The sequence below is a fragment of the Ruegeria sp. H7 genome (assembly GCF_056532945.1).
On record NZ_JBQFNZ010000004.1, the window covers coordinates 84,193 to 109,635 of the forward strand.

At 61.6% G+C, this 25,443-nt stretch carries 24 protein-coding genes and 1 riboswitch; of the genes, 7 read left to right on the forward strand and 17 right to left on the reverse strand.

Features of this window, described 5'->3' with window-relative positions:
• Positions 1-22: 22 nt before the first annotated feature.
• A complete protein-coding gene (locus tag ACR0AC_RS10965; protein ID WP_480873324.1) occupies positions 23-790 on the forward strand; it encodes a helix-turn-helix domain-containing protein in 768 nt (255 codons plus the stop codon).
• A 21-nt stretch (positions 791-811) separates the two neighbouring features.
• Here ACR0AC_RS10965 and ACR0AC_RS10970 read toward each other — a convergent pair whose 3' ends face one another.
• From ACR0AC_RS10970 to thiB, 3 genes are read right to left on the reverse strand one after another with little or no spacing between them, the layout of a single operon-like run.
• On the reverse strand, positions 812-1,504 hold the full coding sequence (locus tag ACR0AC_RS10970; RefSeq protein WP_480873326.1) for a thiamine ABC transporter ATP-binding protein: 693 nt from the start codon (positions 1,502-1,504) through the stop codon (positions 812-814).
• On the reverse strand, positions 1,491-3,038 hold the full coding sequence (locus ACR0AC_RS10975) for a thiamine/thiamine pyrophosphate ABC transporter permease ThiP (RefSeq protein WP_480873328.1): 1,548 nt from the start codon (positions 3,036-3,038) through the stop codon (positions 1,491-1,493). The genes ACR0AC_RS10970 and ACR0AC_RS10975 overlap by 14 nt, the downstream gene beginning before the upstream one ends.
• On the reverse strand, positions 3,014-3,994 hold the full coding sequence (gene thiB / locus ACR0AC_RS10980) for a thiamine ABC transporter substrate binding subunit (RefSeq protein ID WP_480873330.1): 981 nt from the start codon (positions 3,992-3,994) through the stop codon (positions 3,014-3,016). Before thiB ends, ACR0AC_RS10975 begins: the two co-directional genes overlap by 25 nt.
• 31 nt (positions 3,995-4,025) lie before the next feature.
• Positions 4,026-4,129: riboswitch (TPP riboswitch) on the reverse strand.
• A 245-nt stretch (positions 4,130-4,374) separates the two neighbouring features.
• Here thiB and nadA point away from each other — a divergent pair.
• Genes nadA through nadC form a run of 3 tightly spaced genes read left to right on the forward strand, consistent with a single transcriptional unit; the run spans position 4,375 to position 7,846 of the window.
• The gene (nadA, locus tag ACR0AC_RS10985; protein ID WP_480873332.1) at positions 4,375-5,427 is read left to right on the forward strand and encodes a quinolinate synthase NadA; all 1,053 of its coding nucleotides are present in this window, start codon (positions 4,375-4,377) and stop codon (positions 5,425-5,427) included.
• Between the two features lie 8 nt (positions 5,428-5,435).
• On the forward strand, positions 5,436-7,001 hold the full coding sequence (locus ACR0AC_RS10990) for an L-aspartate oxidase (RefSeq protein WP_480873334.1): 1,566 nt from the start codon (positions 5,436-5,438) through the stop codon (positions 6,999-7,001).
• Entirely contained in the window at positions 6,998-7,846 is an 849-nt protein-coding gene (gene nadC, locus ACR0AC_RS10995; protein ID WP_170622588.1) for a carboxylating nicotinate-nucleotide diphosphorylase, read from the forward strand. Before ACR0AC_RS10990 ends, nadC begins: the two co-directional genes overlap by 4 nt.
• 15 nt (positions 7,847-7,861) lie before the next feature.
• Here nadC and ACR0AC_RS11000 read toward each other — a convergent pair whose 3' ends face one another.
• From ACR0AC_RS11000 to ACR0AC_RS11020, 5 genes are read right to left on the reverse strand one after another with little or no spacing between them, the layout of a single operon-like run.
• Positions 7,862-9,325, reverse strand: coding sequence for an aldehyde dehydrogenase (locus ACR0AC_RS11000; RefSeq protein ID WP_480873336.1), 1,464 nt, complete (start codon positions 9,323-9,325; stop codon positions 7,862-7,864).
• Positions 9,326-9,339: 14 nt separating this feature from the next.
• Positions 9,340-10,377 carry an LLM class flavin-dependent oxidoreductase gene (locus tag ACR0AC_RS11005; RefSeq protein ID WP_480873338.1) on the reverse strand — a complete coding sequence of 346 codons (1,038 nt, stop codon included), beginning with the start codon at positions 10,375-10,377 and terminating at the stop codon, positions 9,340-9,342.
• Positions 10,374-11,318, reverse strand: coding sequence for a flavin reductase (locus tag ACR0AC_RS11010; protein WP_480873340.1), 945 nt, complete (start codon positions 11,316-11,318; stop codon positions 10,374-10,376). The genes ACR0AC_RS11005 and ACR0AC_RS11010 overlap by 4 nt, the downstream gene beginning before the upstream one ends.
• Complete coding sequence (locus ACR0AC_RS11015) at positions 11,315-12,142, reverse strand: alpha/beta fold hydrolase (protein WP_480873342.1); 828 nt, start codon at positions 12,140-12,142, stop codon at positions 11,315-11,317. Before ACR0AC_RS11015 ends, ACR0AC_RS11010 begins: the two co-directional genes overlap by 4 nt.
• Positions 12,114-12,716 (reverse strand): amino acid synthesis family protein, encoded by a 603-nt coding sequence (locus ACR0AC_RS11020; RefSeq protein WP_480873344.1) that lies wholly within the window; start codon positions 12,714-12,716, stop codon positions 12,114-12,116. The genes ACR0AC_RS11015 and ACR0AC_RS11020 overlap by 29 nt, the downstream gene beginning before the upstream one ends.
• 103 nt (positions 12,717-12,819) lie before the next feature.
• Between ACR0AC_RS11020 and ACR0AC_RS11025 the strand changes: the two genes are divergently transcribed.
• Positions 12,820-13,512 carry a GntR family transcriptional regulator gene (locus tag ACR0AC_RS11025; protein WP_480873346.1) on the forward strand — a complete coding sequence of 231 codons (693 nt, stop codon included), beginning with the start codon at positions 12,820-12,822 and terminating at the stop codon, positions 13,510-13,512.
• Entirely contained in the window at positions 13,505-13,798 is a 294-nt protein-coding gene (locus ACR0AC_RS11030) for a DUF1330 domain-containing protein (RefSeq protein ID WP_480584133.1), read from the forward strand. The genes ACR0AC_RS11025 and ACR0AC_RS11030 overlap by 8 nt, the downstream gene beginning before the upstream one ends.
• A gap of 80 nt (positions 13,799-13,878) precedes the next feature.
• Here the strand turns inward: ACR0AC_RS11030 and glnT are convergent, their stop codons facing one another.
• The 5 genes from glnT to ACR0AC_RS11055 form a co-directional block, all read right to left on the reverse strand.
• Positions 13,879-15,207, reverse strand: a complete 1,329-nt coding sequence (gene glnT, locus ACR0AC_RS11035) for a type III glutamate--ammonia ligase (RefSeq protein WP_480873348.1) — start codon at positions 15,205-15,207, stop codon at positions 13,879-13,881.
• Positions 15,208-15,286: 79 nt separating this feature from the next.
• Positions 15,287-16,624, reverse strand: coding sequence for an FMN-binding glutamate synthase family protein (locus tag ACR0AC_RS11040; protein ID WP_170622580.1), 1,338 nt, complete (start codon positions 16,622-16,624; stop codon positions 15,287-15,289).
• Between the two features lie 10 nt (positions 16,625-16,634).
• On the reverse strand, positions 16,635-17,318 hold the full coding sequence (locus tag ACR0AC_RS11045; protein WP_480873351.1) for a protein GlxC: 684 nt from the start codon (positions 17,316-17,318) through the stop codon (positions 16,635-16,637).
• 1 nt (position 17,319) lies between these two features.
• Positions 17,320-18,216: a class II glutamine amidotransferase gene (locus ACR0AC_RS11050; protein WP_480873353.1), complete on the reverse strand. Its 897-nt coding sequence runs from the start codon at positions 18,214-18,216 to the stop codon at positions 17,320-17,322.
• Positions 18,217-18,388: 172 nt separating this feature from the next.
• Positions 18,389-19,039: a helix-turn-helix domain-containing protein gene (locus tag ACR0AC_RS11055; protein WP_480873355.1), complete on the reverse strand. Its 651-nt coding sequence runs from the start codon at positions 19,037-19,039 to the stop codon at positions 18,389-18,391.
• Between the two features lie 130 nt (positions 19,040-19,169).
• Here ACR0AC_RS11055 and ACR0AC_RS11060 point away from each other — a divergent pair, with 130 nt between their 5' ends.
• Positions 19,170-20,204, forward strand: coding sequence for a GlxA family transcriptional regulator (locus ACR0AC_RS11060; RefSeq protein ID WP_480873357.1), 1,035 nt, complete (start codon positions 19,170-19,172; stop codon positions 20,202-20,204).
• Between the two features lie 5 nt (positions 20,205-20,209).
• Here ACR0AC_RS11060 and ACR0AC_RS11065 read toward each other — a convergent pair whose 3' ends face one another.
• The 4 genes from ACR0AC_RS11065 to ACR0AC_RS11080 are packed head-to-tail and all read right to left on the reverse strand — an operon-like array spanning position 20,210 to position 25,282.
• Positions 20,210-20,782 carry a sarcosine oxidase subunit gamma gene (locus tag ACR0AC_RS11065; RefSeq protein ID WP_480873359.1) on the reverse strand — a complete coding sequence of 191 codons (573 nt, stop codon included), beginning with the start codon at positions 20,780-20,782 and terminating at the stop codon, positions 20,210-20,212.
• Positions 20,775-23,735: a sarcosine oxidase subunit alpha family protein gene (locus ACR0AC_RS11070; protein ID WP_480873361.1), complete on the reverse strand. Its 2,961-nt coding sequence runs from the start codon at positions 23,733-23,735 to the stop codon at positions 20,775-20,777. Before ACR0AC_RS11070 ends, ACR0AC_RS11065 begins: the two co-directional genes overlap by 8 nt.
• The gene (locus ACR0AC_RS11075; RefSeq protein WP_170630557.1) at positions 23,732-24,019 is read right to left on the reverse strand and encodes a sarcosine oxidase subunit delta; all 288 of its coding nucleotides are present in this window, start codon (positions 24,017-24,019) and stop codon (positions 23,732-23,734) included. Before ACR0AC_RS11075 ends, ACR0AC_RS11070 begins: the two co-directional genes overlap by 4 nt.
• Positions 24,020-24,031: 12 nt before the next feature.
• Positions 24,032-25,282 carry a sarcosine oxidase subunit beta family protein gene (locus ACR0AC_RS11080; RefSeq protein ID WP_480873363.1) on the reverse strand — a complete coding sequence of 417 codons (1,251 nt, stop codon included), beginning with the start codon at positions 25,280-25,282 and terminating at the stop codon, positions 24,032-24,034.
• Between the last annotated feature and the right edge of the window lie 161 nt (positions 25,283-25,443).

Genomic DNA, 25,443 nt, shown 5'->3' on the forward strand with positions numbered 1-25,443 from the left:
TTAAGCGAAAGACCAACCGCATATGCATGAACATCTGGCAGCGAACCTGCGCCATCTGTGCGCCGATCACCCTTCGGTTGCCGCGGTGTGCAGGGACATCGGAATCAACCACCAGCAGTTTGCCAAATACCTCAGCGGTCGCAGTCAGCCCTCGCCCAACAACCTGCGCCGGATCGGTCGGTTCTTTGGCGTTGACGAGCATATTTTACTGGGCGACCCGGCCGAGTTGCGCCGCCACACCACCCGATTGGCCAAAACCGAAGCCGACCGACGTCGGGACCCGCTGATCGACGTGTTTCCGGGCGATCTGCAAAGATTGCGACCTTTCCTGGGATCGTATCAGGTGTTCTTTCGCGCGCCCAACGATCCGACCAAAGTGATTGTCAACGTAGCCTTCTTGGATGAGCGCAACGGGACCGTCTACAGCCGAATTGTCGAAGCGTTGAGCGAAGGAAAATCCTCGACGCGTCGCTGGACCCGGTGTGATGGCAAAGCGGCCTTCCGCGCCGGTCAGGTGTTTGTCGTCGATGCCGAGCGGGGACCGGACGCACCGCTAAGCCTGTATATTCTGAACAAACCACACCGGGACAAATCCCGCCTGTTGTTTGGCACAATGTCCTATCTGGCCTCGCTTTCGGGCCGGGCGCCGACCTCTTCGCCTGTTGTATGGAAGAAGGTCGAAAGCTACCGCTCGGTGCGCGAACTCTTTGCCAATAGCGGCAGCTTTGATCTGCACAGTCCAAGGGTCGAGTCCAAGATCCGCCAGCATCTGAGGCAGGCATCGGGATAAGGGCAGTCTTCCGCCAACCGATCACCCCAGATAGTCGCGCAGTTCTGGCGGCGGGTTTTCGAATAGCGGGCCTGTCGCTGCCGGAGGATGCGCCTGTCCGTTGGCCACAAGAACGGTTTGACTTGCGATCCGTCGCGCATCCTGCGGATCGTGGCTGACCATCATCAGGGTCGTTCCGGTTTCTGCCAGCAAATCCGCGACAAGGTCCAGCATCTCTGCCTTCAACGCGGGTCCAAGGGCCGCGAATGGTTCGTCCAGCAACAGTAGCTGTCGCCGCTGCACAAGCACCCGCGCCAAAGCCACCCGGCTTTGCTGGCCACCGGACAACTCGGCTGGTTTGCGTGCTTCGAACCCGGACAGGGCCACGCGCGCCAGTGCAGTCTGAACCTGCGACTGCTCAGCGTCAGTCAGGCGTCCGTTCGGACGCAGGCCCAGGGCCACATTCTGCGCGACGGTCAGATGCGGGAACAGATTGCCGTCCTGAAACAGCATCGCCACGGGGCGCTTGCCCGGCGCGAGGTCGGAAATTCGCGCGCCCTGCCACAGGATCTGCCCCTGCCTGAGATCGCGAAACCCGGCGATCGCCTCCAGCAGCGTTGACTTGCCCGCACCGGACGGGCCGATGATTGCTACGCTGGCACCCGCCTCGACCTCAAAATCCGCATGCAGCGAGAAGCCGCCATTTTCGATGACGCATCCCTCAAGTTTCAGCATGTGCTCGCCCTCCACGATCCAAAAGCCAGAATGCGCCCATCGACAACACCAGCAACAACAGCGCCGCCCCTGCAGCAGCTTGCATCTGATACGCCCCCATCAGGCGGTAGATCTGCAGCGGCAAGGTCGCAACCTGCGGATCGACAAACAAGGCGATCACGCCCAGATCGCCCATCGACAACGCCGCCGCCAACCCTGCGGCGAAGCCGATTTGCGCGCGCATACGCGGCAACAGGACGCGCGTGAAAAAGGTACATCTGGTCATATCCAACGACAGCGCCAGCCGCCCGTGCCGGGTGACCACATCACGCGCCGCAGGCACCAGAATCCGAAGGGCAAACGGCAGCGCCATCACCGCATTCACCAACGCGGTCACGGGCAAGGCCAGCGATGTGGGGCTGATCACCGGTCGGATCAGAATGAACAGGCCGGTGCCAATCACCAGGGGTGACGCTGCAAGGCCCAGAATGCCGCTGATCTCGACCATGCCATGTCGTCCGGTCGCAACCGCCATCGCCATAGGCAACGCCAGCATCAGCAAAACGGCGGTACTGACGGCTGCCACCAGAACCGAGGTCAGCGCCGCGCGGAAGACCAATGCGGGCATGTCGAAAATCCCGCTGATCCCCGAGATCACGACCGCCGCCAGCGGCAACAGCAGAAACGCCGCCGCGGCGATGATCCAGAACGTGTCGAAGACGGGTGCCCCTCCATCCCAGCGGCGAATGGCCCGGTCCAGCCCGGTGCCAAAGCCGTCACCCCGCGAAAACCGAAGGGCAGCCAGTGCAGCGGCGGCTGTCAGAGCCAGTTGCAGCGCGGATAGCAGCGCGGCGCGGCCCAGATCGAAATCGTAGGTGAAGGATTGATAGATCGCCAGTTCGATGGTTGTCGCGCGCGGCCCCCCTCCCAACGTCAGGGCGACGGCAAAGCTGGTCAGGCAAATCGCGAAGATCACCGCCAGCACACCGGGCAGGATGCGTTTCAGCATCGGCAGTTCGATCAGGCGGAACATCGCCATTCCGTCACAGCCCAGCTGCGCGGCCAGACGGAACCTCTCGGCGGGGATTTCCTGCCACGCCTGCAAGATCAGCCGTGTGGCAAGCGGCAAGTTGAAGAACACATGCGCCAGCACGACGCCGTGCAACCCGTAGATCCGTATCGGCGGCAAGCCAAACAGACCCAGAACGTCGGAAATCCAGCCCGCACGGCCAAAGACCTGCAACAGACCAAGGATTGCGACGATGACCGGCAAGATAAACGGGGCACCCAGCAGCGCGATCAGCGCGCGCCGCCCCGGAAAGCGCCGCCGGGCCAGTGCACGGGCCACAGGGATCGCCAGCGCCGCGCTGAACAGGGCCGACAAGACGGCCTGCACCAGCGTAAAGCGCAACGCGGCCCAGTCCGCCGGGCCGAACCCGCCGGCTGCATCAGCCCGCAGTGCAACGGCGGCCAGCGTCCCAAGGATCAGCGCAGCGACCAGCGCCGCTGCGCCAACACCCGGCCAGGGGCTTACTGGCTGAGCGCGCCCAGCCATTCCGCAAGCGCCTGATCCCGCGCAACGGCAGCCTCATCCGGGGACAACAACAGTGATTTTTCCGGGGTGATCAGCGTATCGAACCCTTCGGGCAAGCCCAATGCCGGAGTCACCGCCGGATACATCCAGTTGGTCGTGGGAATGATCTGCTGGAACGCGTCCGAGACCATGAATTGCAGGAACTGATCTGCCAGTTCCGGCTGATCCGTCCCAGCCAGTTTCCCGGCCACTTCCACCTGCATATAATGACCTTCGTCAAAAGCCGCCGCCGCCTTGCTGGCGTCTTCTTCGGCAATCAGGTGATAGGCAGGCGATGTGGTGTAGCTGAGGACCATGTCGGCCTCACCTTCCAGAAACAGCCCGTACGCCTCGGACCAACCCTTGGTCACGGTTACGATATTGTCGGCCAGACCGGCCCAAATCTGGGGCGCGTCATCGCCATAGGCCGCCTTGACCCACAGCAGCAGACCCAGACCGGGGGTCGAGGAGCGCGGGTCCTGAATGATGATCTTGGTGTCGCTGTCGGCCAGGTCCCGGAAATTCGCAGGGGCCGCAGCATCGGCATTGTGGACAAAGGCGAAATAGCCCCAGTCATAGGGGGCAAACACGTCATCCGACCACTCGATCGGCAGCGCATATTCAGCGGTCACTGCGCTTGGCGCAAACAGGCCGGTTTCCTTGGCGGCGGTGATCAGGTTGGTATCCAGACCCAACACCACATCCGCGTCCGAGCTTTCGCCCTCAAGCCGGATGCGCGACAGAAGCGCTGCGCCGTCTTCAACGCCAACAAGGTTCAGGTCACAATCACAGACGGCCTCGAACGCCTCTTTGACCTTGGGACCGGGGCCCCAATCCGAGACGAAGCTGTCATAGGTGTAAACGGTCAGCTGAGGTTTGTCGTCCGCCATGGCGGCTGTTGCACTCAGAATTCCCGCAGCAATCAGCAGATGTTTCATGTCATCCTCCATTGCGGCGAGAGGGCAAGGATGGATGAACCGTTACCTTTCCCTCCGCCGGTTCTAGCCGGTTCAGGTTCAACGGGTTCGCCCATGGCATCTCAGCGTTTTTGTCACGCACCCCGAGGTAAAAGCCTGACTAGGGGGGAACGGATCAAAAGACAACCAGATTCGCTGCCCGCAGGTGCCGCCTGAAAGGGCCGCGTCGGGCCGAAACCGGGCAGGAAATTTCCGATAATGCCCAAAACAAGGGCCAAAAAAACGGATTGTTTTGCGCCCGATCCGATTTTTGGGAAATTCGTCCTGTCTGAGCGCTGGTCATTCCACTGAAGACCCCATATGAGGAACGCCACGCGTTTAACAGGCAGAAAAACAGTCCCGTGTTCGACCTTCCCGCGCAGCGCGCGCATCTCTCCGAAAAATATGATCTTGCCCCCTCGCCCGAGCTTGCCGAAAGCATGAGCGACATCTACGACCGCATGTCCCGTGTGGTGTCGCCGATGGATTGGGCGATCTACGCGCCTTACGTCAAGGCGATCAACGATCTGAAGGCCAGGCGCAACGCGGTCATTCTGGGCCACAACTACATGACGCCCGAGATTTACCGGGGCATTTCGGATTTCGGCGGCGACAGCTTGCAACTGGCCATCAAGGCGACCGAGGTCGAAGCGGATGTGATCGTGCAATGCGGTGTGCATTTCATGGCCGAGACGTCGAAGATTCTAAGCCCCGACAAAACCGTGCTGATGCCGGATATGGAAGCCGGATGCTCGTTGGCGGAATCCATCACCGCCGAAGGCGTCGAGGAAATGCGACGCCGCTATCCCGGTGCGCCGGTCGTGTCTTATGTGAACACAACGGCCGAGGTCAAAGCGGCCTCGGACATCTGCTGTACCTCATCGAACGCGGCGCAGATCGTTGCGGCGCAGGACAGCCATACCGTCATCATGACCCCGGATCAGTATCTGGCCCAAAACGTGGCGCGGGACGTGCCGCAGAAAAACGTGGTCTGGTGGGAAGGTTCGTGCATCGTGCACGAGCAGTACAGCGCAAGCGATCTGCGCGACTTCCGCGAATGGAACCCGGGCACGCGTCTGATTGCCCATCCCGAATGCCCGCCGGATGTGGTGGCCGAGGCCGATTTCTCGGGTTCGACCAGCGGGATCATCAAATACGTCACGGATGAGAAGCCGGAAAAGGCGCTGTTGATCACCGAATGCTCGATGGCGTCGAATATCGCGGATTCTCTGCCCGAAGTCGATTTTGTCGGCCCCTGCAACATGTGCCCTTACATGAAGAAAATCACGCTGGAAAAGGTGCTGTTCGCGCTGGACACGATGACCGGACAGGTCGAGGTGGATGCCGAAGTGGCAAACAAGGCCCGCCTGTCGGTGCAGCGCATGATCGACCTGTCGCGTCAGTTGGGTATTTGATCGGCGATATGCAAACCGTTCAGACACCACGCGTGGTGATCATCGGGGCCGGGCTGGCGGCGGTCTATACGGCGCTGAAACTGGCCCCCTGCCCCGTTGTCATGATCTCACCCGAACCGCTTGGATCCGGCGCAAGCTCGGCCTGGGCGCAGGGTGGCGTTGCGGCGGCGATGGCGCGAACGGACAGCCCGCAGGCCCATGCCGAGGACACGATGCGCGCCGGGGCCGGATCGGTTCTGCGTGAAGTGGCCGAGTTTGTGACCAAGGCGGCACCTGAACATATCCTTGATCTGTCCGATCTGGGCACCGGGTTCGACCGCACCGCCGATGGCGGCTTTGTGCAATCGCGCGAGGCAGCGCATTCCGCCGCGCGGGTCGTCCGCGTCAAGGGCGATCAGGCAGGGGCCGAGATCATGCGCGCGCTGATTGTGGCCCTGCGCGAAACGCCTTCAATTCAGGTCATCGAAGGCGCTCTGGCGGTTGGGCTGGAAAGCGACGGCGCGCAGGTCAGCGGTGTCTATCTGACCAGCGCCGACGCGCCGGGCGCGCCACAGGTCTTGCTGCGCGGGTCGGCGCATGTACTGGCGACCGGCGGCTCGGCGGGTCTTTATGCGCAAACCACCAACCCTGCGCGCATCCGGGGTCAGGGTATCGGCATGGCCGCGCGCGCCGGTGCGCGGATTGCGGATGCCGAGTTTGTCCAGTTCCACCCCACCGCCATCGACGTCGGCGAAGACCCCACCCCGCTGGCGACCGAAGCGCTGCGCGGTGAAGGCGCTGTTCTGATCGACAATGACGGGCATCGGTTCATGCCCGACATTCACCCCGATGCCGATCTGGCCCCGCGCGACACCGTTGCACGTGCCGTCTACACACAGGCACAGACGGGCAAACGCCCGGCGCTGGACACCCGCGCGGCGATTGGCGCACAGATCGCGGACCATTTCCCGGCAGTGACCGAGGCCTGTCTGCGCCACGGTCTCGACCCGATGCGCGATCCGATCCCGGTGACCGCCTCGGCGCATTACCATATGGGCGGCATCGAAACCGATCTGGCGGGCCGCAGTTCGCTGAACGGGCTTTGGGCTTGTGGCGAGGCGGCTTCGACCGGGTTGCACGGCGCGAACCGGCTGGCGTCGAACGGATTGCTTGAGGCGCTGGTCTTTGCCCGCGCCTGCGCACAGGACATTGCAACCGTTGTGTCCGGGCAGCCTGCACCAAAGGTCGATGTTTCGCTGACCCCCGAAAGCGCGACCGAACAGATCCCGGATCTGGCTGCCCTGCGCCATGCCATGACCCAGCATGCGGGCGTTGTCCGCGATCAGGCCGGTCTGCATCGCGCTCTGACCGAAATCGCGGCGCTTGAGGCCCGGCATCCGGACTCCGACGTGTTTCTGAACATGACCGCCACCGCCACGCTGATCGCCGCCGCCGCTCTTTTGCGCGAGGAAAGCCGTGGTGCGCATTACCGTTCTGATTTCCCCGACCTTACCCCCGGCCCCGGCCAACGCTCGGCCCTGACGCTGAACGAGGCGCTGACCCTGCGGGACCGCATTGCAAAGGACGCAGCATGACCCATCCGGCCCTGCCCGACATGATCCTTGAACCCCTGGTGCGCTCAGCACTGATGGAGGATTTGGGTGCCTATGGCGACATCACCACCCAGACCGTAATCCCGTCGGATACGGCCTATGCGGCCCGCTTGAACGCGCGCGAGGATGCCGTGGTCTCGGGGATGCAGGTCGCGGCGCTGGCGTTCCGTCTGATCGACCCTTCGCTGGATATCTCGACACATATCGCGGATGGCCAGCCCTGCGCCAAGGGCGATACGCTGATCGAGATCACGGGCAAGGCATCCTCGATCCTGTCGGCGGAGCGCGTGGCACTGAACTTTGCCGGGCGGCTGTGCGGCGTGGCAACGTCCACAGCGGCTTTGGTCGCGGAAACCAAGGGCACCCGCGCGCGCATCACCTGCACGCGAAAGACCACGCCCGGCCTGCGCATCGTCGAAAAACAGGCCGTTTTGCATGGCGGTGGGTTCAATCACCGGTTCTCACTATCGGATGCGATCCTGATCAAGGACAACCACATCGCGGCGGCAGGCGGCGTGCGCGCGGTGCTTGAGGCGACGCAGGCCCGCGCTTCGCACATGATGAAGGTCGAGATCGAGGTGGATACGCTGGATCAATTGGCCCAAGTGCTTGAGGTTGGCGGTGCCGATGTTGTGCTGCTGGACAACATGTCGCCCGAAACCTTGGCCGAGGCAGTCGCGCTGGTGAACGGTCGGTTGGTCACAGAAGCCTCGGGCAATGTCACACAAGAGACTGTGGCTGCCATTGCCGCGACCGGCGTGGACTTCATTTCCTCCGGCGCGCTGACCCATTCCTATCGGACTGTCGATCTGGGTCTGGATTTCTAGGCCGATCCGCGCAACTCAGCGCATGACAAACGGATCCGGGATCGGGTCGTCGCTGGTGCGCAGCCAGACCGATTTGATCTTGGTGTAATCCAGCGCCGCTTGCAGACCCCCTTCGCGCCCGTGGCCCGACAGACCGTGGCCCCCAAACGGCGCAATCGGGCTGACCGCGCGGTAGGTGTTTACCCAGACAATCCCCGCACGGATGGCACGGATCATGCGATGCGCCCGCGTCAGGTTCTGCGTGAACAGGCCCGAGGCCAAACCGAATTGGGTATTGTTGGCGATGGCGATGGCCTCGGCTTCGGTCTCGAACGAAACGACCGACAGGACCGGACCGAAAAACTCGTTGGTCAGGCTGTCGGCGTCCGGCACGTCGGAACAATCCAGAATGGTCGGAGGAAAATAAAACCCGTCGCGGTCAATCGGCTGCCCACCGGTTACCAGTCGGGCACCTTGAGCAACAGACCGCTGGATCAGGTCGACCGCAGTGTCCCGCTGACGCAGCGTGCACAGCGGGCCGACCTCGGTCGACATGTCGTCGGGGGCACCGATCACAACCGCCTCGGCCTTGTCCTTAAGACGAGCGAGGAATTCCTCCTTGATCGAGGCCTGCACCACCAGCCGCGACCCGGCGACACAGCTTTGCCCCGTTGCCGCGAATATCCCCGACACCTGTGCATTCACGGCGCTTTCGATATCGGCATCCTCGAACACGATGAACGGGGATTTGCCGCCCAGTTCCAGCGAGGTTGAAGCCAGATTCTCGGCCGAATTGCGCACAATATGGCGCGCAGTCTCCGGCCCGCCGGTAAAGGCGACATGCGCCACTTTCGGGTGGCTGGTCAGCGTTGCCCCTACCACCGGTCCACCAGTGATGACGTTCAGCACGCCCTTGGGGAACCCGGCCTGATCGAAGATGCGGGCAAATTCCAGCATCGGCGCGGGGCCTTCTTCGGATGCTTTCAGCACCACGGTACAACCCGCCGCCAAAGCCGGGCCGATCTTGACCGCCGACAGGAACAGTTGCGAGTTCCAGGGCACCACAGCGGCCACAACGCCGATGGGTTCGCGGCGCAGCCAGACCTCCATATCCGGCTTGTCGATGGGCAAATGCGCGCCTTCGATCTTATCAGCCAGCCCGGCGTAATACCGATAATAATCAGCGACATAGGCGATCTGGGCCGAAGTCTCTCGGATGATCTTGCCGGTGTCGCGGGTTTCCAACTCGGCCAGGCGCGGGGCGTTTTCCGCAATCAGATCCGCCAGCCGGTACAGCAGCTTGCCACGGGCAGTGGCCGTCATCCCGGCCCATTCTGGCGCAAAAAACGCACGATCCGCGGCCTCAACAGCTTGATTGACATCATCCGCGTTGGCCTCGGGCATCTTTGCCCAGACCTTTCCGGTGGCCGGGTCCAGACTGTCGAACTGTGTCGCCCCATCCGAAAAAGCGCCATCGATATACTGTTGAAACTGCTGCATCTTATGGCACCCCTTTACTGAAACGCCGGCATGACGTCTTTGATAAACCGCTCAAGCGAGGCTTTCTTGCGCTCGAACGGCATGCTGGAGTCGATCCAGAAGGAATACTCATCATAGCCAAGCGCCTGATAGTGGCGCAGCCGGTCGACGACGGTATCGACCGTACCGATGACCAGATCGCGCTGCATGTTTTCCGGGGTATAGAAGGGATGCGCGGCAATCTCATCGTCGCTCAGCGGGTCGATCAGGCCCTGCGAGATATCGCGCTTGTTCATGAACCAGGCCCCGAAATAGTTGTAGAACCGGTTCAGCTCGACCGCCGCCTGTTTCACGTCCGCGTCATTCGAGGCCACATAGGTGTGCATCAACAACATGATTTTGGGCCGTGCTACATCAGGAAACTTGGCGCAGGCGTCGTTGAACTTGACCATGAGGCTTTCAACCTCGTTATCGCCGTTCCAAAGCGGCGTCACCTGCACGTTGCACCCATGCGATACAGCAAATTCGTGGCTGTTGGGATCGCGCGCCGCAACCCAGATGGGCGGGCCGTCTTTCTGAACCGGCTGCGGGGCCGAGGTGGTCTTGGGAAACTGGTGAAACTCACCCTCATGCGCATAGTCGCCCAGCCACAGCTTTTGCACCGCAGGGATCAGTTCGCGCATCCGCTGACCGGCTTCCCAGGCGTCCATGCCGGGCATCAGACGTTCGTATTCAAAGCTGTAGGCCCCGCGTGCGATACCCAAATCAAGACGGCCCTCGGTGATGATATCGGTCATCGCCGCCTCACCGGCCAGACGGATCGGGTGCCAGAACGGCGCAATCACGGTGCCGGTGCCCAGACGCACATTTTTGGTATGGCGCGCCACGTCGATCAGGTTCAGGAACGGGTTTGGGGCGATGGTGAAATTCATCCCGTGATGCTCACCCGTCCAGACCGCGTGCATCCCGCCCTCATCGGCGATTTTGCACAGTTGAATGAACTCGTCATACAGCTGCTTCTGGTCCTGATCCTCCGAGATCCGCTCCATATGCGCAAAGAGTGAGAATTTCATGTCCGCTTAACTCCCCCGGTGAGAGGCTTGACCCGCCCGCTCACCTCATTGCCGTAATACACCCCGAAATTCCCGATCTGACTTTCCGCCGCGAACCGTTCAAGCATGGTGCAAAGGGCCGGGTCCGACACATCCATCAATGTGGACGGGCTAATTTCTGTGAAAACCCCATTCACCGGTTCACCGCCGTCGGCCTGACACAGGAACGAGATATGCTGCTGCTGGCGCGCGTCGTCCTGAAAGACGGAATAGATAAAGCCGGGCTCCGCATTCACGCCGCTGTCGGCGATCAAGCGGGTAAGAGCCGCGTTTGCGCCGCCCGCGACATCGTCGGTATTGGGAATGGTCAAATAGCCGTTGCCATCGTCCTGCAGCAGGATCTTCCCGTCGCGCTCGATCAGGGCCGACACCACCATGTCCGAGCGTTTGCTGAGCGCCCGCGCCTCGGCCGCCGGTGTGACATAGGCCCCGCGCGCGTATCCCAGGCCCGGCGCGATATCCTGATCAAAGGCTTTGACCTGACCAATCAGGATCAGGTGATCGCCCGCTTCGACGGTTCTGTGCATGGCGCAATCGAACCACGCCGAGACACCCCCCAGAATGGGCGAGCCATGCGGGCCGGGTTCCCAGTCGACACTCGCAAACCGATCCTCGACCGGGCGGGCAAAGGTATTGGACAGTGCGATCTGTGCCTCGGACAGGATGTTGATCGCGAATTTCGATGTATTGGCGAAGGTTTCATAGTTGCTGGAGGTGTTGGCCAGACAGACAAGAACCAAAGGCGGATCAAGCGAGACCGAGGTGAAGGAATTCGCGGTAAAGCCCAACGGGTTGCCCGCATCGTCATTGGCCGTCACAACGGTCACGCCAGTCATGAAGGTGCCGTAGGCATTGCGTAAGGCGCGCAGGTTGTTCAGCGTGTTCGGGTCAAATTCAATCATGTCAGTTCACCCTGTTCAGATGGCATGTGCAACCAGTCCGTCAGCGCAGCGTTCACCACGTCTGGTGCGGTCAGGTTTACCATATGTCTGTGGTTTTCGATGATAACAGCGCGCCCGTATGGTGCCGCCTCTGCCATCGCTTGCGACATTGCGGGGGTCGAGTTGGGATCGTCCCGCCCGGTCAGCGCAAGCAACGGGCATTTGATCCTGCCGAACCCGTCAGCATACAGCGCATCACCTCGCGCAAATGCGCCATAGGCGGTCGCGTAGCCGTCAATATCCACCTCCGACAGCCATTGCGCCACGTGGCCCCGCGCGGCGCGGTCGGTCGGTGTGTCCCCGAACCAACGGCGCAGGGGCGTGTCCAGATCGAAGGACCCGGTTCCGATCAGTTCGGCCCGTTCGATCACGGACTTGCTGGCTTTGGCGTCGCGGCGGAACACACCGTTCAGCAAGGCCACGCGGGCCACCCGGTCCGGGTGACACACGGCGAACCCGCCTGCAATCAGGGCCCCCATGGAATGCCCGGCCAAACTGACCCGTTCAACCCTCAGCGCATCCAGAACGGCCAGCAACCAGTCCAGAAACACCGGCAGGTCCGCGCCAGAATGGATACGGTCACTACCCCCATGCCCCGGCATATCCAGCGCGATCACGTGATGCGTTTGCGACAACGCCTCGATCTGCGGACCCCAGGCCGCCGATTGCATGCCGACCCCGTGGATCAGAACCACAGGTGGGGCCTTCCCGGCATGGGACAGGCCCGCCTCGCGACAGGCAATCTGCCCGAAGGGCTCAGACAGCTGCAGGGTTGTCGACGTCATGGCCCAGTTCCCTGAGGTCCTGATAGCGGTCGCCAATTCGGTGATGCGGACGGCCCCCGATGGATGCCCCCAGCGCGATCATGATCTCATCCGGAGCGGGCGCGTCTGCCACTTGCAACTGAATGGTCAGATAGTGGCTGCGCCTGCCGCCATCGTTCTTGTCCATCAGCGGGATCTGCATCGACGCATTTGCCGGGCCGCGGGTATTGGTGAAGGCCAGATAGGATTTGGCCCCGACCGCCTCGCGATAGAAATTGCCGAACCGCAGCGTGTGGATCAGGGCCGAGCCATGCTCGACCTCACCATTCACTCCGACAATGGCGGCCTTGCCGTACCCTTCGACCATGTCGCCCCCGCCTGCGGCTTGCAGCACCATATCGGTCAGCAGTTTGCCCAGACCCGGCGCGCACTCGTGGATCTCGGGCTTCAGGTCCTCGACAAAACCGCGCCCGGCCCACGGGTTCCGGATCACCGCAACAGCCGCAATCATCCTCAACGGCGTCTCGGCGACCTTTCCCCCTTCGATCAATGTGTTTTCCACATGCAACAGGGTCTTTCGGATTTCGGCGGGCATGGTTCTGCTCCTTACGATTCGGTGCAGATCTATTTGGTATACCATCATACCATCTGTCAATCATACCTTGCGAGCGATCTTCCAAACCGATAGGTATCTGGCCATGACGGAACCCAAACTGACCAAGATAGACCACCCCCCCGCGACCCTGCGCGATATGGTTCAGGAACGGATGCGCGAGGCGATCATCGAAGGCACGTTCGAACCCGGAGAGCGGCTGGTCGAACGCCCGCTTTGCGATCAGTTGGGCGTCAGCCGAACCGTGATCCGCGAAACCATTCGTTATCTCGAAGCCGAAGGTCTGGTAGACATCCTGCCCGGGCGCGGACCCATCGTTGCCGTCATGTCGTGGGAGGATGCACGCCAGATCTACGATATTCGCCGCATGCTCGAAACTGCCGCCGCAGAAAACTACGCGCGCAATGTCACGCCCGAACGCGCAGGCGCGCTGCGACAGGCGCTGGACCATCTCAGACGCGGGTTTGAGAACAAGGCACCGGGTGCCCTGTTCCGCGCCACGGCGGATTTCTACTCCGAGATTTTCGATGGCGCGGGTCACTACATCGCCTGGGATATCGTTCAGCGCCTGAATGGCCGGATCAGCAGGCTGCGCATGATGACCCTGTCTTCGGACGATCGGGATCAGCCCGGCCTGACCCATATGGAACAGATCTGCGACGCCATTACCTCGGGCGACCCGGTCGCCGCCCGCGCAGCGGTCGAGCGGCATCTGGACGACACCACCAAAATCGCCGAACGGCTGTTTGCATCGGATGAAAGAAACCAAGTTGAGTGAAAAACCCAAAGCCTATTGGATCGCCAACGTCACCGTCACCGACCCCGAGGCCTATAAGGGCTATCAGGATATCGCCCCAGCGGCCTTTCAGAAATTCGGCGCGCGGTTCCTGGCCCGGGGCGAGGCCGAAACGCTGGAAGGCCACCCATGGCAACGCCGGGTGATCATCGAGTTCGACAGTATCGAGGACGCTCGCGCCTGCTATGCCTCTGACGAATACCGCGCAGCACGAGAAAGGCGCCGGGATGCATGTCAGGCGGATATTGCGCTGATCGAAGGCGTCTGAGGCGGGCGCGCTCCGTCATGCTACAAGGCCGGACTGCGAAACACTCCGGCCTTTCCCTGTTTCAAAAAGGGCGATGAACCTCAGATATCCAGCGTGTGCTCTTTTTCCCAGCGCGAGAAATGGCTGACGAAAGAGTTCCATTCCTGATGTTTCATCTTCAGAAACGCGGCGGAGAATTCTTCGCCCATCGCAGCCTTCAACTCGGTATCCTTGTCATAGTCGCGCAGCGCGTCCAGCATGTTCAGCGGCAGTTTGGGTGCGTCGGTCACCGTATGGCCCTCGGCATACATGTCGATGTCATAGCGGCGGCCCGGATCGGCCTTGGACCGAATGCCCGACAGGCCCGCCGCGATAATCACCGCTTGCAGCAGATAGGGGTTTGTCGCGCCATCGGCCAGACGCAGTTCGAACCGGCCCGGTCCTGGGACGCGGACCATGTGGGTGCGGTTGTTGCCGGTCCACGTGACAGTATTCGGAGCCCATGTAGCACCCGACATGGTGCGCGGGGCGTTGATGCGTTTGTACGAGTTCACCGTCGGGTTGGTGATCGCCGCCAGCGCGCTTGCGTGCTTCATGATGCCGCCGAGGAAATGTTTTCCCTGTTCGCTCAGACCGACCTCGCCCGTCGGACCGTCACCCTCACCGGCAAACACATTGGTCTTTGCATCCGCGCCCGGCGCATCCCAGACCGAGATGTGGGCATGGCAGCCATTGCCCGTCAGCCCCTCGACCGGTTTCGGCATGAAGGTGGCGCGGAAGCCGTGCTTTTCCGCTACCGATTTGGTCATGAACTTGAAGAAGGAATGCTTGTCGGCGGTGCGCAAGGCATCGTCAAATTCCCAGTTCATTTCGAACTGGCCATTGGCGTCCTCGTGGTCGTTCTGATACGGCCCCCAACCCAGTTCCAGCATGTAGTCGCAGATCTCGCGTACCACGTCATAACGGCGCATCACCGCCTGCTGGTCGTAGCAAGGCTTTTCGGCCGTATCGAACGGATCGCTGATCTGCTCGCCATCGGGCGTCAGCAGGAAGAACTCGGCCTCGATCCCGGTTTTGACATGCATGCCCATGTCGGCGGCCTCGTCGATCAGGCGGCGCAGCACGTTGCGCGGGGCCTGGGCGACGTCCTCGCCCTCCATCACGCAATTACCAGCGACCCAGGCGACCTCGGGCTTCCAGGGCAGTTGGATCACCGAGGACGGATCGGGCACCGCCAGCATGTCGGGATGCGCCGGGGTCATATCCAGCCAGGTGGCAAACCCGGCAAAACCTGCGCCCTCTTCCTGCATATCCGCAATAGCCTGCGCGGGGACCAGCTTGGCCCGTTGCCCACCGAACAGATCGGTGAACGAAATCATGAAATATTTGACGCCTTTTTCCTTGGCGAAAGCTGCCAGATCTGTCGTCATGGTCGGCCTTCCTTTCCCTGTTGGTTCAAAAGAAGAAAGGCGCCGCCCGTTTGGGCCGCGCCTTCATTTCGCTTGCAGTTCAGAACCCGGCCTTGCCGGGATACCAGTCGGTGCCCGCCAATGGGACGCGCGCCATGGCGGCGGCCTCCATCGTCAGGGCGCACAGATCCTCGGGCTCCAGATTGTGCAGGTGATTATGGCCACATGCGCGCGCGATGGTCTGCGCCTCAAGGGTCATCACCTTCAGGTAGTTGCGCAACCGGCGGCCCGCTTCGACCGGGTCCAGCCGCGCGGCCAGATCCGGGTCCTGCGTGGTGATACCCGCAGGGTCCTGCCCTTCGTGCCAGTCATCATAAGCCCCGGTGGTGGTGCCCAGCTTTTGGTACTCGGATTCCCATTTCGGGTCATTGTCGCCCAAGGCGATCAAAGCCGCAGTCCCGATGGCCACCGCATCTGCGCCCAATGCCATAGCCTTGGCCACATCAGCGCCGGTGCGGATACCGCCCGAGATCACCAGTTGCACCTCGCGGTGCACACCCAGATCCTGCAGCGCCTGCACGGCAGGGCGGATACACGACAGCGTCGGCAGGCCCACATGCTCGATGAACACATCCTGCGTTGCGGCAGTGCCGCCCTGCATCCCGTCCATCACTACCACATCGGCCCCGGCCTTCACCGCCAGCGCAGTGTCGTAATAGGGCCGGGTCGCGCCAACCTTGACGTAGATCGGAACCTGCCAGCCGGTAATCTCGCGCAGTTCAAGGATCTTGATTTCCAGATCGTCCGGGCCGGTCCAGTCCGGGTGACGACAGGCCGAGCGCTGGTCGATGCCTTTCGGCAGGGTGCGCATCTCGGCCACGCGGTCGCTGATCTTTTGACCCAGCAACATGCCGCCGCCACCGGGTTTTGCGCCCTGACCGACCACGATTTCGATCGCGTCGGCCTTGCGCAGGTCATTGGGGTTCATGCCATAGCGTGAGGGCAGGTACTGATAGACCAGCTTGGACGAATGGCCGCGTTCCTCGGGTGTCATGCCGCCATCACCCGTGGTGGTCGACGTACCCGCCGCGGAAGCGCCGCGGCCCAAAGCCTCTTTTGCCGGGCCGGACAAGGCCCCAAAGCTCATGCCCGCAATGGTGATCGGGATGTCCAGTTGAATCGGGTTCTTGGCAAAGCGCGTGCCCAGCGTGACCGAGGTGTCGCAGCGTTCGCGGTAGCCTTCCAGCGGGTAGCGCGACACCGAGGCACCCAGAAACAGCAGGTCGTCAAAATGGGGCACCTTGCGTTTGGCACCGCCACCGCGAATGTCATAGATGCCGGTCGCCGCCGCCCGCCGGATTTCGGCATTGATCGGGTTGGTAAAGGTCGCCGACTGGATCGGCATGGTGCGGGGGATGGCGTGATCTGTGTCTTTCATACCCATATCCTCAGTAAGCAGCCGCGTTGTCGACGTCGAAATTGTAGAGCTGACGGGCCGAGCCGTACCGCTTGAACTCTTCCGGTTTGGCGTCCGCTCCGGCGCGGTCCAGCAGATCGGCCAACAATTCAAGGTGCTCGGGCCGCATCTCTTTCTCGATGCAGTCCGCCCCAAGGCTTTTGACCGAGCCGCGCACAAACAACCGCGCCTCGTACAGCGAGTCGCCAAGCGCATCGCCCGCATCGCCGCAGACAACCAGATTGCCATCCTGCGCCATGAAGGCCGACATATGACCGATATTGCCATGCACGACGATATCGATCCCCTTCATCGAGATCCCGCAGCGCGAGCTGGCATTGCCCTTGATCACCAGCAAACCACCATGCCCAGTGGCCCCGGCATATTGGCTGGCATCACCATCGACAATCACGGTGCCCGACATCATGTTCTCGGCCACGCCCGGACCAACCGAGCCTTCGACTTTGATGGTCGCCTGCTGGTTCATCCCTGCACAATAATAGCCGGTGGACCCTTTGACCGTCACCTCAATGGGCGCGTCCAACCCCACGGCAATGGCGTGGCTGCCCTTGGGGTTCCGCACTTCCCAACTGGTCTGGTTGGTGTCGGCGCTTTGGGCCTGAAGGGTTGAATTCAAACCGCGCAGGCCGTTTTCTGCAACATCGTAAGTCTGCATCTCAGTGGCTCCAGAAATAGACGGTTGCGGGTTCGGGTTCCCAGACCCTGGCGTCTTCGATGCCCGGCAGGTTGACCAAAGCGCGGTATTCGCTGCCGAAGGCCACATATTGATCGGTCTCGGCCATCACCGCCGGTTTGCAGGCGATGGGGTCGCGCACCACGCCGAACCCATCCTTGGTACCGACGACAAAGGTAAAGAACCCATCGAGATCTTCCAGACTGCTTTCCAGCGCCTCACCCAAGGTGGCCCCGTTCTGCATCTTCCAGGTCAGGTAGGCCGCGCCAACTTCGGTATCATTCATCGACTCCACCCGCACGCCTTCACGCTTGAGCTTGCGTCGCAACGCGTTGTGGTTCGAAAGCGAGCCGTTATGCACCAGGCACTGATCCGAGCCGGTGTTGAAAGGGTGTGCGCCTTCGGTGGTCACAGCGGATTCGGTGGCCATCCGCGTGTGACCGATGCCGTGGCTGCCGCCCATGGTCGACAGGTTGAACCGGTCGGCCACATCCCGTGGCAGGCCAACCTCCTTGTAGATCTCAATCGCCGCGCCGTCCGACATCACGCGCAGACCGGGGCGCAGTTCGCGCACGGCCTGACGGGCCTGTTCGACCTTGGCACCGTCCATCTGCAGTACCGCATGCGTGTCGTTGGCCTGCAAGGAAACCTGCGCGCCAATCGCCTCGCCCAGATCAGCGGCCAACGTTGCAAAGTCTTCATCCGCCGCATCCGATTGCACCGTCAGCTTTGCTGTCCCATCGGACTCGGCGCCATAAATCGCAATCCCAGCGCTGTCCGGTCCCCGGTCCGTCATCGTGACCAGCATATCCGTCAGCATCGAGCCCAGTTCAGGCTCCAAACTCTTGTCCTTGAGAAACAGACCGACAATTCCACACATCCGCTTTGGTCCTCTGAAATTTCGTCGAATCTGACGCTAGCAGGCCGAAGTGTGAAAAACAACACTGAGAAATAAATATTCCTGTGAGGAAAATCCACAAAACAGGAATAGGTCCACGGTCCGGCGCAGCACTCAAGCAGCCCGGTTTAGACGACACCAATGATGAAAATGGTCAGCTTGTCTGTGGATACGAGATGATCGACAGGTATTTTGCAGGCAGTTTCACCAGACCCTCTGGCCCATGCGGGGCATCGGCATCGAAGAAAAGCGTGTCGCCCGGCTTCATCGAAAAAATGCTGTCCCCGTGACGGTAATCCACTTCACCTTCCAGCAGATACAGCATCTCAATCCCGTCATGCTGGAATGTCGGAAAGCGGTCAGATTCCTCGGTCAGCGTGATCAGGTAGGGTTCCACCACGACACCGCTGGCATTGGCCCCCAAATGACCCAGTAGGGTATAGTGGTGCCCGGCCCGCGTGCCGGCCCGCTCGGTCTCGACCCCTTCGCCCGATTTGGTGTGCACCGCGTTGCGGGTTTCTTCATAACGTCGGAAAAACGATGTGATCGGCGTGCTCAGCGCATCGGCCAGAGACTGGAGGGTTGTCAGGGAAGGCGAGGTCGCCCCGTTCTCGATTTTGGACAACATACTGATCGACAGGCCGGTCAACCCGGACAATTCGGCAATCGTTGTCCCTTGCTGCAGGCGCAACGCCTTGATTTCGCGCCCGATTGCCGTTTCCAGATTCTTTTCACCGCTGTCCCGAACCCTGTGCGGGTCCTGCGACAATGTCAGCTTGTCATCGGTCGTTTCGGCCTGCGCCATTGCTATTCCCTTGATCCCTGAGGGTGGTTCTGCCAACCATGGCACACGAGACCCTGATTTGTGTAGCCACTCTTGTCAGGAAAGTATTTTTCCCCATAGTATATCGAAATTCCCTGCAACGGAAGCTGACATGCACCAGTTATCGGCCCCTTTAAAGGATCTTGATTTCGACGGGCGAGACCGGATTTCGGTTGGCTTCCTGCTGCTGCCCGGCTTTCCGATGGCCTGTCTGACCTCGGTGATCGAGCCGTTGCGCGCCGCCAATGAAATCGCGCGCAAACAGGTGTTTTCCTGGGTGCTGTGTTCCGAGGACGCAGGCCCCGTTACCGCCAGCGCGGGTATCCCGTTCCAAACCGAGTGCGCCCTGAAGGCCTTGCGCGATGTCGATCTTCTGATTGTTCTGTCCGAACCCGATGGCCAGTTCAGCGCGCCTGCCGAGGTTACGGCGCAACTGCGCTATCTCGCACGCCACGGCACACGGTTGGGCGCGATCAGCGGCGGGGTGTTCCCACTGGCCCGCTCGGGCGTTTTGCAGGGGCAGACCTGCTCGGTCCATTGGCTGTACCGTACGGCGTTCGAGGCCGAATTTCCCCAGATTGCCGTAACCGATGACGTGATCGCGGTGAACCGGCGCTGTTGCACCGCATCCGGCGCGGCCTCGGCCTTTGATCTGTCCTTGCACATGGTCGAAGCCATGCTGGGTGAGGCCACGATGACTGAGGTCGCCTGCTGGTTCCAGCACCCCGCGATCCGCAGCCCCAATATCCCGCAAAAAACGCCGACCTTTCAAACCGACGAAACCGCCGATCATCTGCCGCATGTCGTGGCCCGTGCGGTCCGGTTATTTGCCGACAATCTGGAATTTCCACTGACCACGCGCGATGTTGCGCGTCAGGTCGGTGTATCCTCGCGACATCTGGAACGCTGCTTCCGTCAGGCGCTGGATCAAAGCCCGGCAGAATACTACCGGCATCTGCGCCTGCGCGCGGCACGGCAATTGGTGATCTACACGCAGGATTCCCTGACATCGATTGCCCACGCCATCGGCTACACCAACCCAACCGCCATGTCGCGCCACTATGCAGAACAGTTCGGCGCGTCCCCGCGCCAGGACCGGCAAGAGCGTAACCGGTTCCGCGTCACCCGCGATACCGTGTTGCACTGATCGTTTCAGCCGACCGAGATGGCCTGCGCCGCCTCTTCCAATGCGTGATGCAGGGACCCGGCAGACGACCGTGGCCCAAGCACGGCAAAGCTTTGACCGGCCTCAAGGCACCAGAGGTAGCAGCCGATGTGATGAATGGAGCAACGTGTCGCGGTCTGGGCCTTCATCGCGCGAATGTCCACGTTGCACAACCGTTCGAACAGATCGCAGGCCGTCGGGCCGGTGACGTCGAACTGGCACCATCCGTCGGTCTGCTCAACCACCGAAGCGGTCTGTTGCATGGCCGACTTGAGGTCTGCAGCCAGCGTTTCATGCGCCGCGTAATCCGCATCGATCATCCAGCTGTCCGGGCCAAGCCAGAAGCCGGAAAATGGCGACCCAACAGCCGCGCCGCCGGGACCCGGCAGATCGAACCCCAAAACGTCTTTGGCCCGTTTGGCAAATTCCGCGCCCTGCCCCAGACGCATCGAAACAGCGGCCAGAGCGCGGTCTGTCACCTCGGTTATCGTCAGCCCTGCGATGGTCGAGACGCGTGCCTCGGTAGATCCAAGGGCGGTTATGGCTTTCAGTTTATGCACGCAAACGCTCCCCTTCCGGATCGACAAAATGGGCGCTGACAATTTCGACCTCGGTCTCGGACCCTTCCAGCGGATTGACCAGACGCATGACCTCACCCATCCGCTCGGCCCCGTTCTTCAAAAGGCCCAACCCGATCGAAGACCCAAGGATCGGGGAATAGGCCGCCGAGGTGACATAACCCTGATCGTGGGCCGCATCGACAGGGCCGCCCTTGTTCATCAGGTGCCCCCCGGCTGTCACGGTCCGGCTGGCATCGACAGGTTTCAGCCCGACCAGCCGCAAGGCATCCGGTTCATTCAACCCGTCCCGCTCGCTGAGCGTATTGCCGATACAGTCCTTCTTCTTGCTGACCATCCGCCCCAGGCCGAGGTTTAGGGCCGTTGTGGTCCCGTTAATCTCATTCCCGGTTGCATGGCCCTTTTCGATCCGCATGACGCCCAATGCTTCGGTGCCATACGGGGTCGCATCGAACTCTTCCCCTGCCTCCATCAGCGCCCGGATCAGGGCGTCGCCATAGCGGGTGGGTACGGCGATCTCATAGGCCAGCTCACCGCTGAACGAGATACGGAACAGCCGCGCGCGGCAACCGCCACAGACGGTGATCTCGCCACAGGCCATGAAGGGGAAGGCCTCGTTCGAAATGTCAAACTCGGCATCAACCACCTTTTGCAGCAACTTGCGCGCGTTCGGACCTGCCACCGCATATTGCGCCCAGGCTTCTGTGGTCGAGATCAGCTGAACATCCAGATCGGGCCACAGGCATTGCCGCGCGAATTCCATCTGGCGATAGACCAGCACCGCGTTGGCTGTGGTTGTGGTGACAACGAAATGATCCTCGGCAAACCGCGCGGCGGTGCCGTCATCATAGGCGATCCCGTCCTCGCGCAGCATCAACCCATAGCGCACCTTGCCGACGGGCAGTTTGGCAAATGCGTTTGAGTAGATCTTGTTCAAAAACTCAGCCGCATCCGCTCCCTGCACGTCGATCTTGCCCAGCGTGGTCACATCGCAGATGCCGACCGAGTTGCGGGTGGCCAGAACCTCGCGATCCACCGATTGCCGCCAGTGGGTCTCGCCCTTGCGCGGATACCATTGCGCGCGCAGCCAGTCGCCGACTTCGGTGAATACCGCGCCCTGCTCGGTGGCCCATGTGTGGCTGGGAGTTTTGCGGGTGGGGTGGAAGTGCTTGCCGACTGCACGGCCTGCCAAAGTGCCCATCGCCACCGGTGTATAGGGCGGACGGAAGATGGTTGTACCGGTCTCGGGGATCGACTTGCCGGTCATCTCGGCCATCACCGCCAGACCACCCATATTCGAGGTCTTGCCCTGATCGGTCGCCATCCCGAGGGTTGTGTAGCGCTTGAGATGCTCGACCGAGACGTAATTCTCCTGATGCGCCAGTTTCACATCCTTGACGGTCACATCGTTCTGCTGGTCGATCCAGGCCCGACCTTTGCCCTGCTTCACATACCAGAAGGGTTGCAGATTGACCGCAGCATCCTCGGCTGTTGGAACATCACCCGGCGTGGCCTGAATGCCCATATCAGCCAGAGCTTCGACGGCACGCGCGGCGCCCGTTTCCATAGCTCCATGGGTGGACAACACTCCCGCCGCCGCACCCGCGACCGACAGGCCAACCGGCAGAGACTCACCTGGCACAAACGCAGCCAGCGCTTCGTTCCACTGGGGTCGCCCGCGCTGATGACAGGTCAGATGCACATTTGGGTTCCAGCCGCCAGAGACAGCCAGCGCCCCGCAGATGATGTCGTGGGTAAAGCCCTGTTGCGTCTGGATCGTGACGGTCTCAAGACCCAGCCGCCCTTTGCTTCCAATGACCTGAGCCCCGGCGAACAGCTCCGCACCGTCGACCGCAGGCGCATCGGCCCGCGTGTCAATGACCGCGGCAACTTTGACGCCCTTTGCCATCAGATCCGCAGCCGTGCGATGCCCGTCGTCGTTGTTGGTGAACACTGCGACACGTTCATGCGGCGTCACCGCCCAGCGATTGGTGTAGGATCGCACAGCCCCCGACATCATGATCCCGGGCCGGTCATTATTCGGGAAGGCTATGGGGCGCTCGGTTGCGCCGGCGCACAGAACCGCCCGTTTCGAGTAGATCCGCCAGAAGATCTGGCGTGGCTCTGCCGAACCGGGTTGCGGTTTGTGGTCGGCCACCCGCTCGACCGCGCCGTAGATGCCATGATCGAACGCGCCGACAATCGTTGTGCGCGGCAGCAGGCGCACATTGTCCATCGACGTCAGTTCGGCCACGGCCTGAGCTGCCCAGTCCGACCCGGCCATGTCGTCGATGGCATAGGATTCCGAATTCAGCCGACCACCAAGGGCAAAATCCTCATCCGCCAGTATCACCCGCGCCCCAGCGCGCCCTGCGGTCAGGGCCGCCGACAAACCGGCAGGACCGGCCCCAATCACCAGCAAGTCGCAATGCAGGAAACCCTTGTCGTATGGGTCTGGATCATCCTGTCCCGAAACACTGCCCAATCCGGCAGCGCGGCGGATAATCGGCTCGTACAGCTTCTCCCAAAACGCCTTGGGCCACATGAAGGTCTTGTAGTAGAAGCCCGCCGTCAGGAAATTGCTGAACAGGTCATTGACCGCCAGAACATCCCGCTGCAGTGACGGCCAGCGATTCTGCGAACGCGCGTCCAGCCCTTCATACAGCTCCGCCACAGTGGCGCGCGTATTCGGCTCTTGCCGCCCGCCCGAGCGCAGTTCGACCAGAGCATTCGGTTCCTCCGATCCAGCGGTTAAAACCCCACGCGGACGATGGTATTTGAAGGACCGGCCCATCAGGCGCACGCCATTGGCCAACAACGCCGAGGCCAGCGTATCGCCCGCAAGCCCTTGATAACGCTTGCCATCAAAGGTGAAATTCAGGCTCTGCCCGTGGTCGACCAGACCGCCACTCAATCGATTGATCTGTCCGCTCATCTGCCGCGCCCCCGTTCCCGGGCCACGTCGCGGGCCAGTTTTACATCGGTAATTTCATGGGTCAGCGTGTTGCGCGTGACCACCAGCCAGGACCGGTCGCCCTGTTCGTGATACCAAAGCTCCTGATGCTCCCCCGCCGGGTTGTCGCGCAGATATAGATAGTCGTGAAACGCCTCGGCCGCGTTATCGGCCTGCCAATCGGGGCGGTCGATCATGGCAGCGTCGCCCAGATAGACGAATTCCTGCGCATCGCGAGGGCCGAGAAGAGGATGGTTTATTATCATATGCCGGCTCCGTCAGTGCAGGTTGGGCTGCGCGCCCACCCCTTTTTCGTCGATCATGTGACCCGTGCGGAACCGGTCCAGACGATAGGCTGTTGCAACCTCATGAGGGCGGTCGGTGGACAGCAGATGCGCAAAACACCAGCCCGAGGCCGGGGTGGCCTTGAAGCCGCCATAACACCAGCCACCATTGAAATAGAGACCCCCGATCCCCGTCCGGTCGATGAAGGGTGAGCCGTCCATCGACATGTCCATGACGCCGCCCCAGGCCCGCAACAGGCGCACGCGACCCAAGGCCGGGATCAGGGACACGCCGCTTTCGACCACATCCTCGATCACGGGCAGGTTTCCGCGTTGCGCGTAGGTGTTGTACATGTCGATATCGCCGCCAAAGACCAGCCCGCCCTTGTCGGACTGGCTGCAATAGAAATGCCCGGCACCATAGGTGATCACGCCGTCGATCAACGGCTTCAGCCCTTCCGAGACAAAAGCCTGCAACACGTGGCTTTCGATGGGCAGGCGCATCCCCGCCTTTTCCATCACCCGGCCGGATGATCCGGCAACGGCCACCCCGACTTTCTTGGCCCCGATATACCCGCGTGAGGTTTCGACCCCCTGCACCTTGCCGTTTTCAATGCGAAAACCCGTCACTTCGCAGTTCTGAATGATATCGACGCCGCGCATATCCGCGCCACGCGCATAGCCCCAGGCCACCGCGTCATGGCGTACGGTGCCGCCGCGTCGGTGCAGCAAGCCGCCTTTGATCGGGAACCGCGCATTGTTGAAGTTCAGGAACGGGTACATCGCCCGCACGCCCTCGGTATCCAGCAGTTCGGCATCCGAGCCGTTCAGGATCATGGCATTGCCCCGCCGCCGCGCCGCATCACGCTGCGCATCGGTGTGCACAAGGTTCAGAATGCCACGCTGGCTGACCATGGCGTTGAAGTTGAAATCCTGTTCCAACCCCTCCCACAGTTTCAGCGAGAACTCATAGAACGGTTCATTCCCGTCCAGCAGATAGTTCGAACGGATGATGGTCGTGTTCCGCCCCACATTGCCGCCACCGATCCAGCCCTTTTCCAGCACGGCAATCCGGGCCTCGCCGAATTCCTTGGCCAGATAATAGGCGGTGGCCAGCCCGTGCCCGCCACCGCCCACGACGATGATGTCATATTCGCTTTGAGGCGCGGGGTCGCGCCAGGCGGGCGTCCACCCTTTGTGGCCGGTCAAAGCCTCTTTGATGATCCGAAATCCGGAATAGCGCATGGGTCTCTCATGTCAGTTTGACCCCACAATGCGCGATTCTGGATCGCTTGGCTTAGGTGTTTTGCGGTGTGCACTTGTCTCTTTGCGACCTGAACAGGGTCCTAAGCCCAAAAGGAGCGGGCTGTGAACCTTGGGGCACCAAAAAAAGAGGGCAGCCAAAA

Excerpts from the sequence above, each read along its gene's own strand:
- ACR0AC_RS10965 (WP_480873324.1), top strand. The coding sequence starts at position 23 with ATGCATGAACATCTGGCAGCGAACCTGCGCCATCTGTGCGCCGATCAC.
- ACR0AC_RS10970 (WP_480873326.1), bottom strand. The coding sequence starts at position 1,504 with ATGCTGAAACTTGAGGGATGCGTCATCGAAAATGGCGGCTTCTCGCTG.
- ACR0AC_RS10975 (WP_480873328.1), bottom strand. The coding sequence starts at position 3,038 with ATGGCTGGGCGCGCTCAGCCAGTAAGCCCCTGGCCGGGTGTTGGCGCA.
- thiB (WP_480873330.1), bottom strand. The coding sequence starts at position 3,994 with ATGAAACATCTGCTGATTGCTGCGGGAATTCTGAGTGCAACAGCCGCC.
- ACR0AC_RS10990 (WP_480873334.1), top strand. The coding sequence starts at position 5,436 with ATGCAAACCGTTCAGACACCACGCGTGGTGATCATCGGGGCCGGGCTG.
- nadC (WP_170622588.1), top strand. The coding sequence starts at position 6,998 with ATGACCCATCCGGCCCTGCCCGACATGATCCTTGAACCCCTGGTGCGC.
- ACR0AC_RS11000 (WP_480873336.1), bottom strand. The coding sequence starts at position 9,325 with ATGCAGCAGTTTCAACAGTATATCGATGGCGCTTTTTCGGATGGGGCG.
- ACR0AC_RS11005 (WP_480873338.1), bottom strand. The coding sequence starts at position 10,377 with ATGAAATTCTCACTCTTTGCGCATATGGAGCGGATCTCGGAGGATCAG.
- ACR0AC_RS11010 (WP_480873340.1), bottom strand. The coding sequence starts at position 11,318 with ATGATTGAATTTGACCCGAACACGCTGAACAACCTGCGCGCCTTACGC.
- ACR0AC_RS11015 (WP_480873342.1), bottom strand. The coding sequence starts at position 12,142 with ATGACGTCGACAACCCTGCAGCTGTCTGAGCCCTTCGGGCAGATTGCC.
- ACR0AC_RS11020 (WP_480873344.1), bottom strand. The coding sequence starts at position 12,716 with ATGCCCGCCGAAATCCGAAAGACCCTGTTGCATGTGGAAAACACATTG.
- ACR0AC_RS11025 (WP_480873346.1), top strand. The coding sequence starts at position 12,820 with ATGACGGAACCCAAACTGACCAAGATAGACCACCCCCCCGCGACCCTG.
- glnT (WP_480873348.1), bottom strand. The coding sequence starts at position 15,207 with ATGACGACAGATCTGGCAGCTTTCGCCAAGGAAAAAGGCGTCAAATAT.
- ACR0AC_RS11040 (WP_170622580.1), bottom strand. The coding sequence starts at position 16,624 with ATGAAAGACACAGATCACGCCATCCCCCGCACCATGCCGATCCAGTCG.
- ACR0AC_RS11045 (WP_480873351.1), bottom strand. The coding sequence starts at position 17,318 with ATGCAGACTTACGATGTTGCAGAAAACGGCCTGCGCGGTTTGAATTCA.
- ACR0AC_RS11050 (WP_480873353.1), bottom strand. The coding sequence starts at position 18,216 with ATGTGTGGAATTGTCGGTCTGTTTCTCAAGGACAAGAGTTTGGAGCCT.
- ACR0AC_RS11055 (WP_480873355.1), bottom strand. The coding sequence starts at position 19,039 with ATGGCGCAGGCCGAAACGACCGATGACAAGCTGACATTGTCGCAGGAC.
- ACR0AC_RS11060 (WP_480873357.1), top strand. The coding sequence starts at position 19,170 with ATGCACCAGTTATCGGCCCCTTTAAAGGATCTTGATTTCGACGGGCGA.
- ACR0AC_RS11070 (WP_480873361.1), bottom strand. The coding sequence starts at position 23,735 with ATGAGCGGACAGATCAATCGATTGAGTGGCGGTCTGGTCGACCACGGG.
- ACR0AC_RS11075 (WP_170630557.1), bottom strand. The coding sequence starts at position 24,019 with ATGATAATAAACCATCCTCTTCTCGGCCCTCGCGATGCGCAGGAATTC.
- ACR0AC_RS11080 (WP_480873363.1), bottom strand. The coding sequence starts at position 25,282 with ATGCGCTATTCCGGATTTCGGATCATCAAAGAGGCTTTGACCGGCCAC.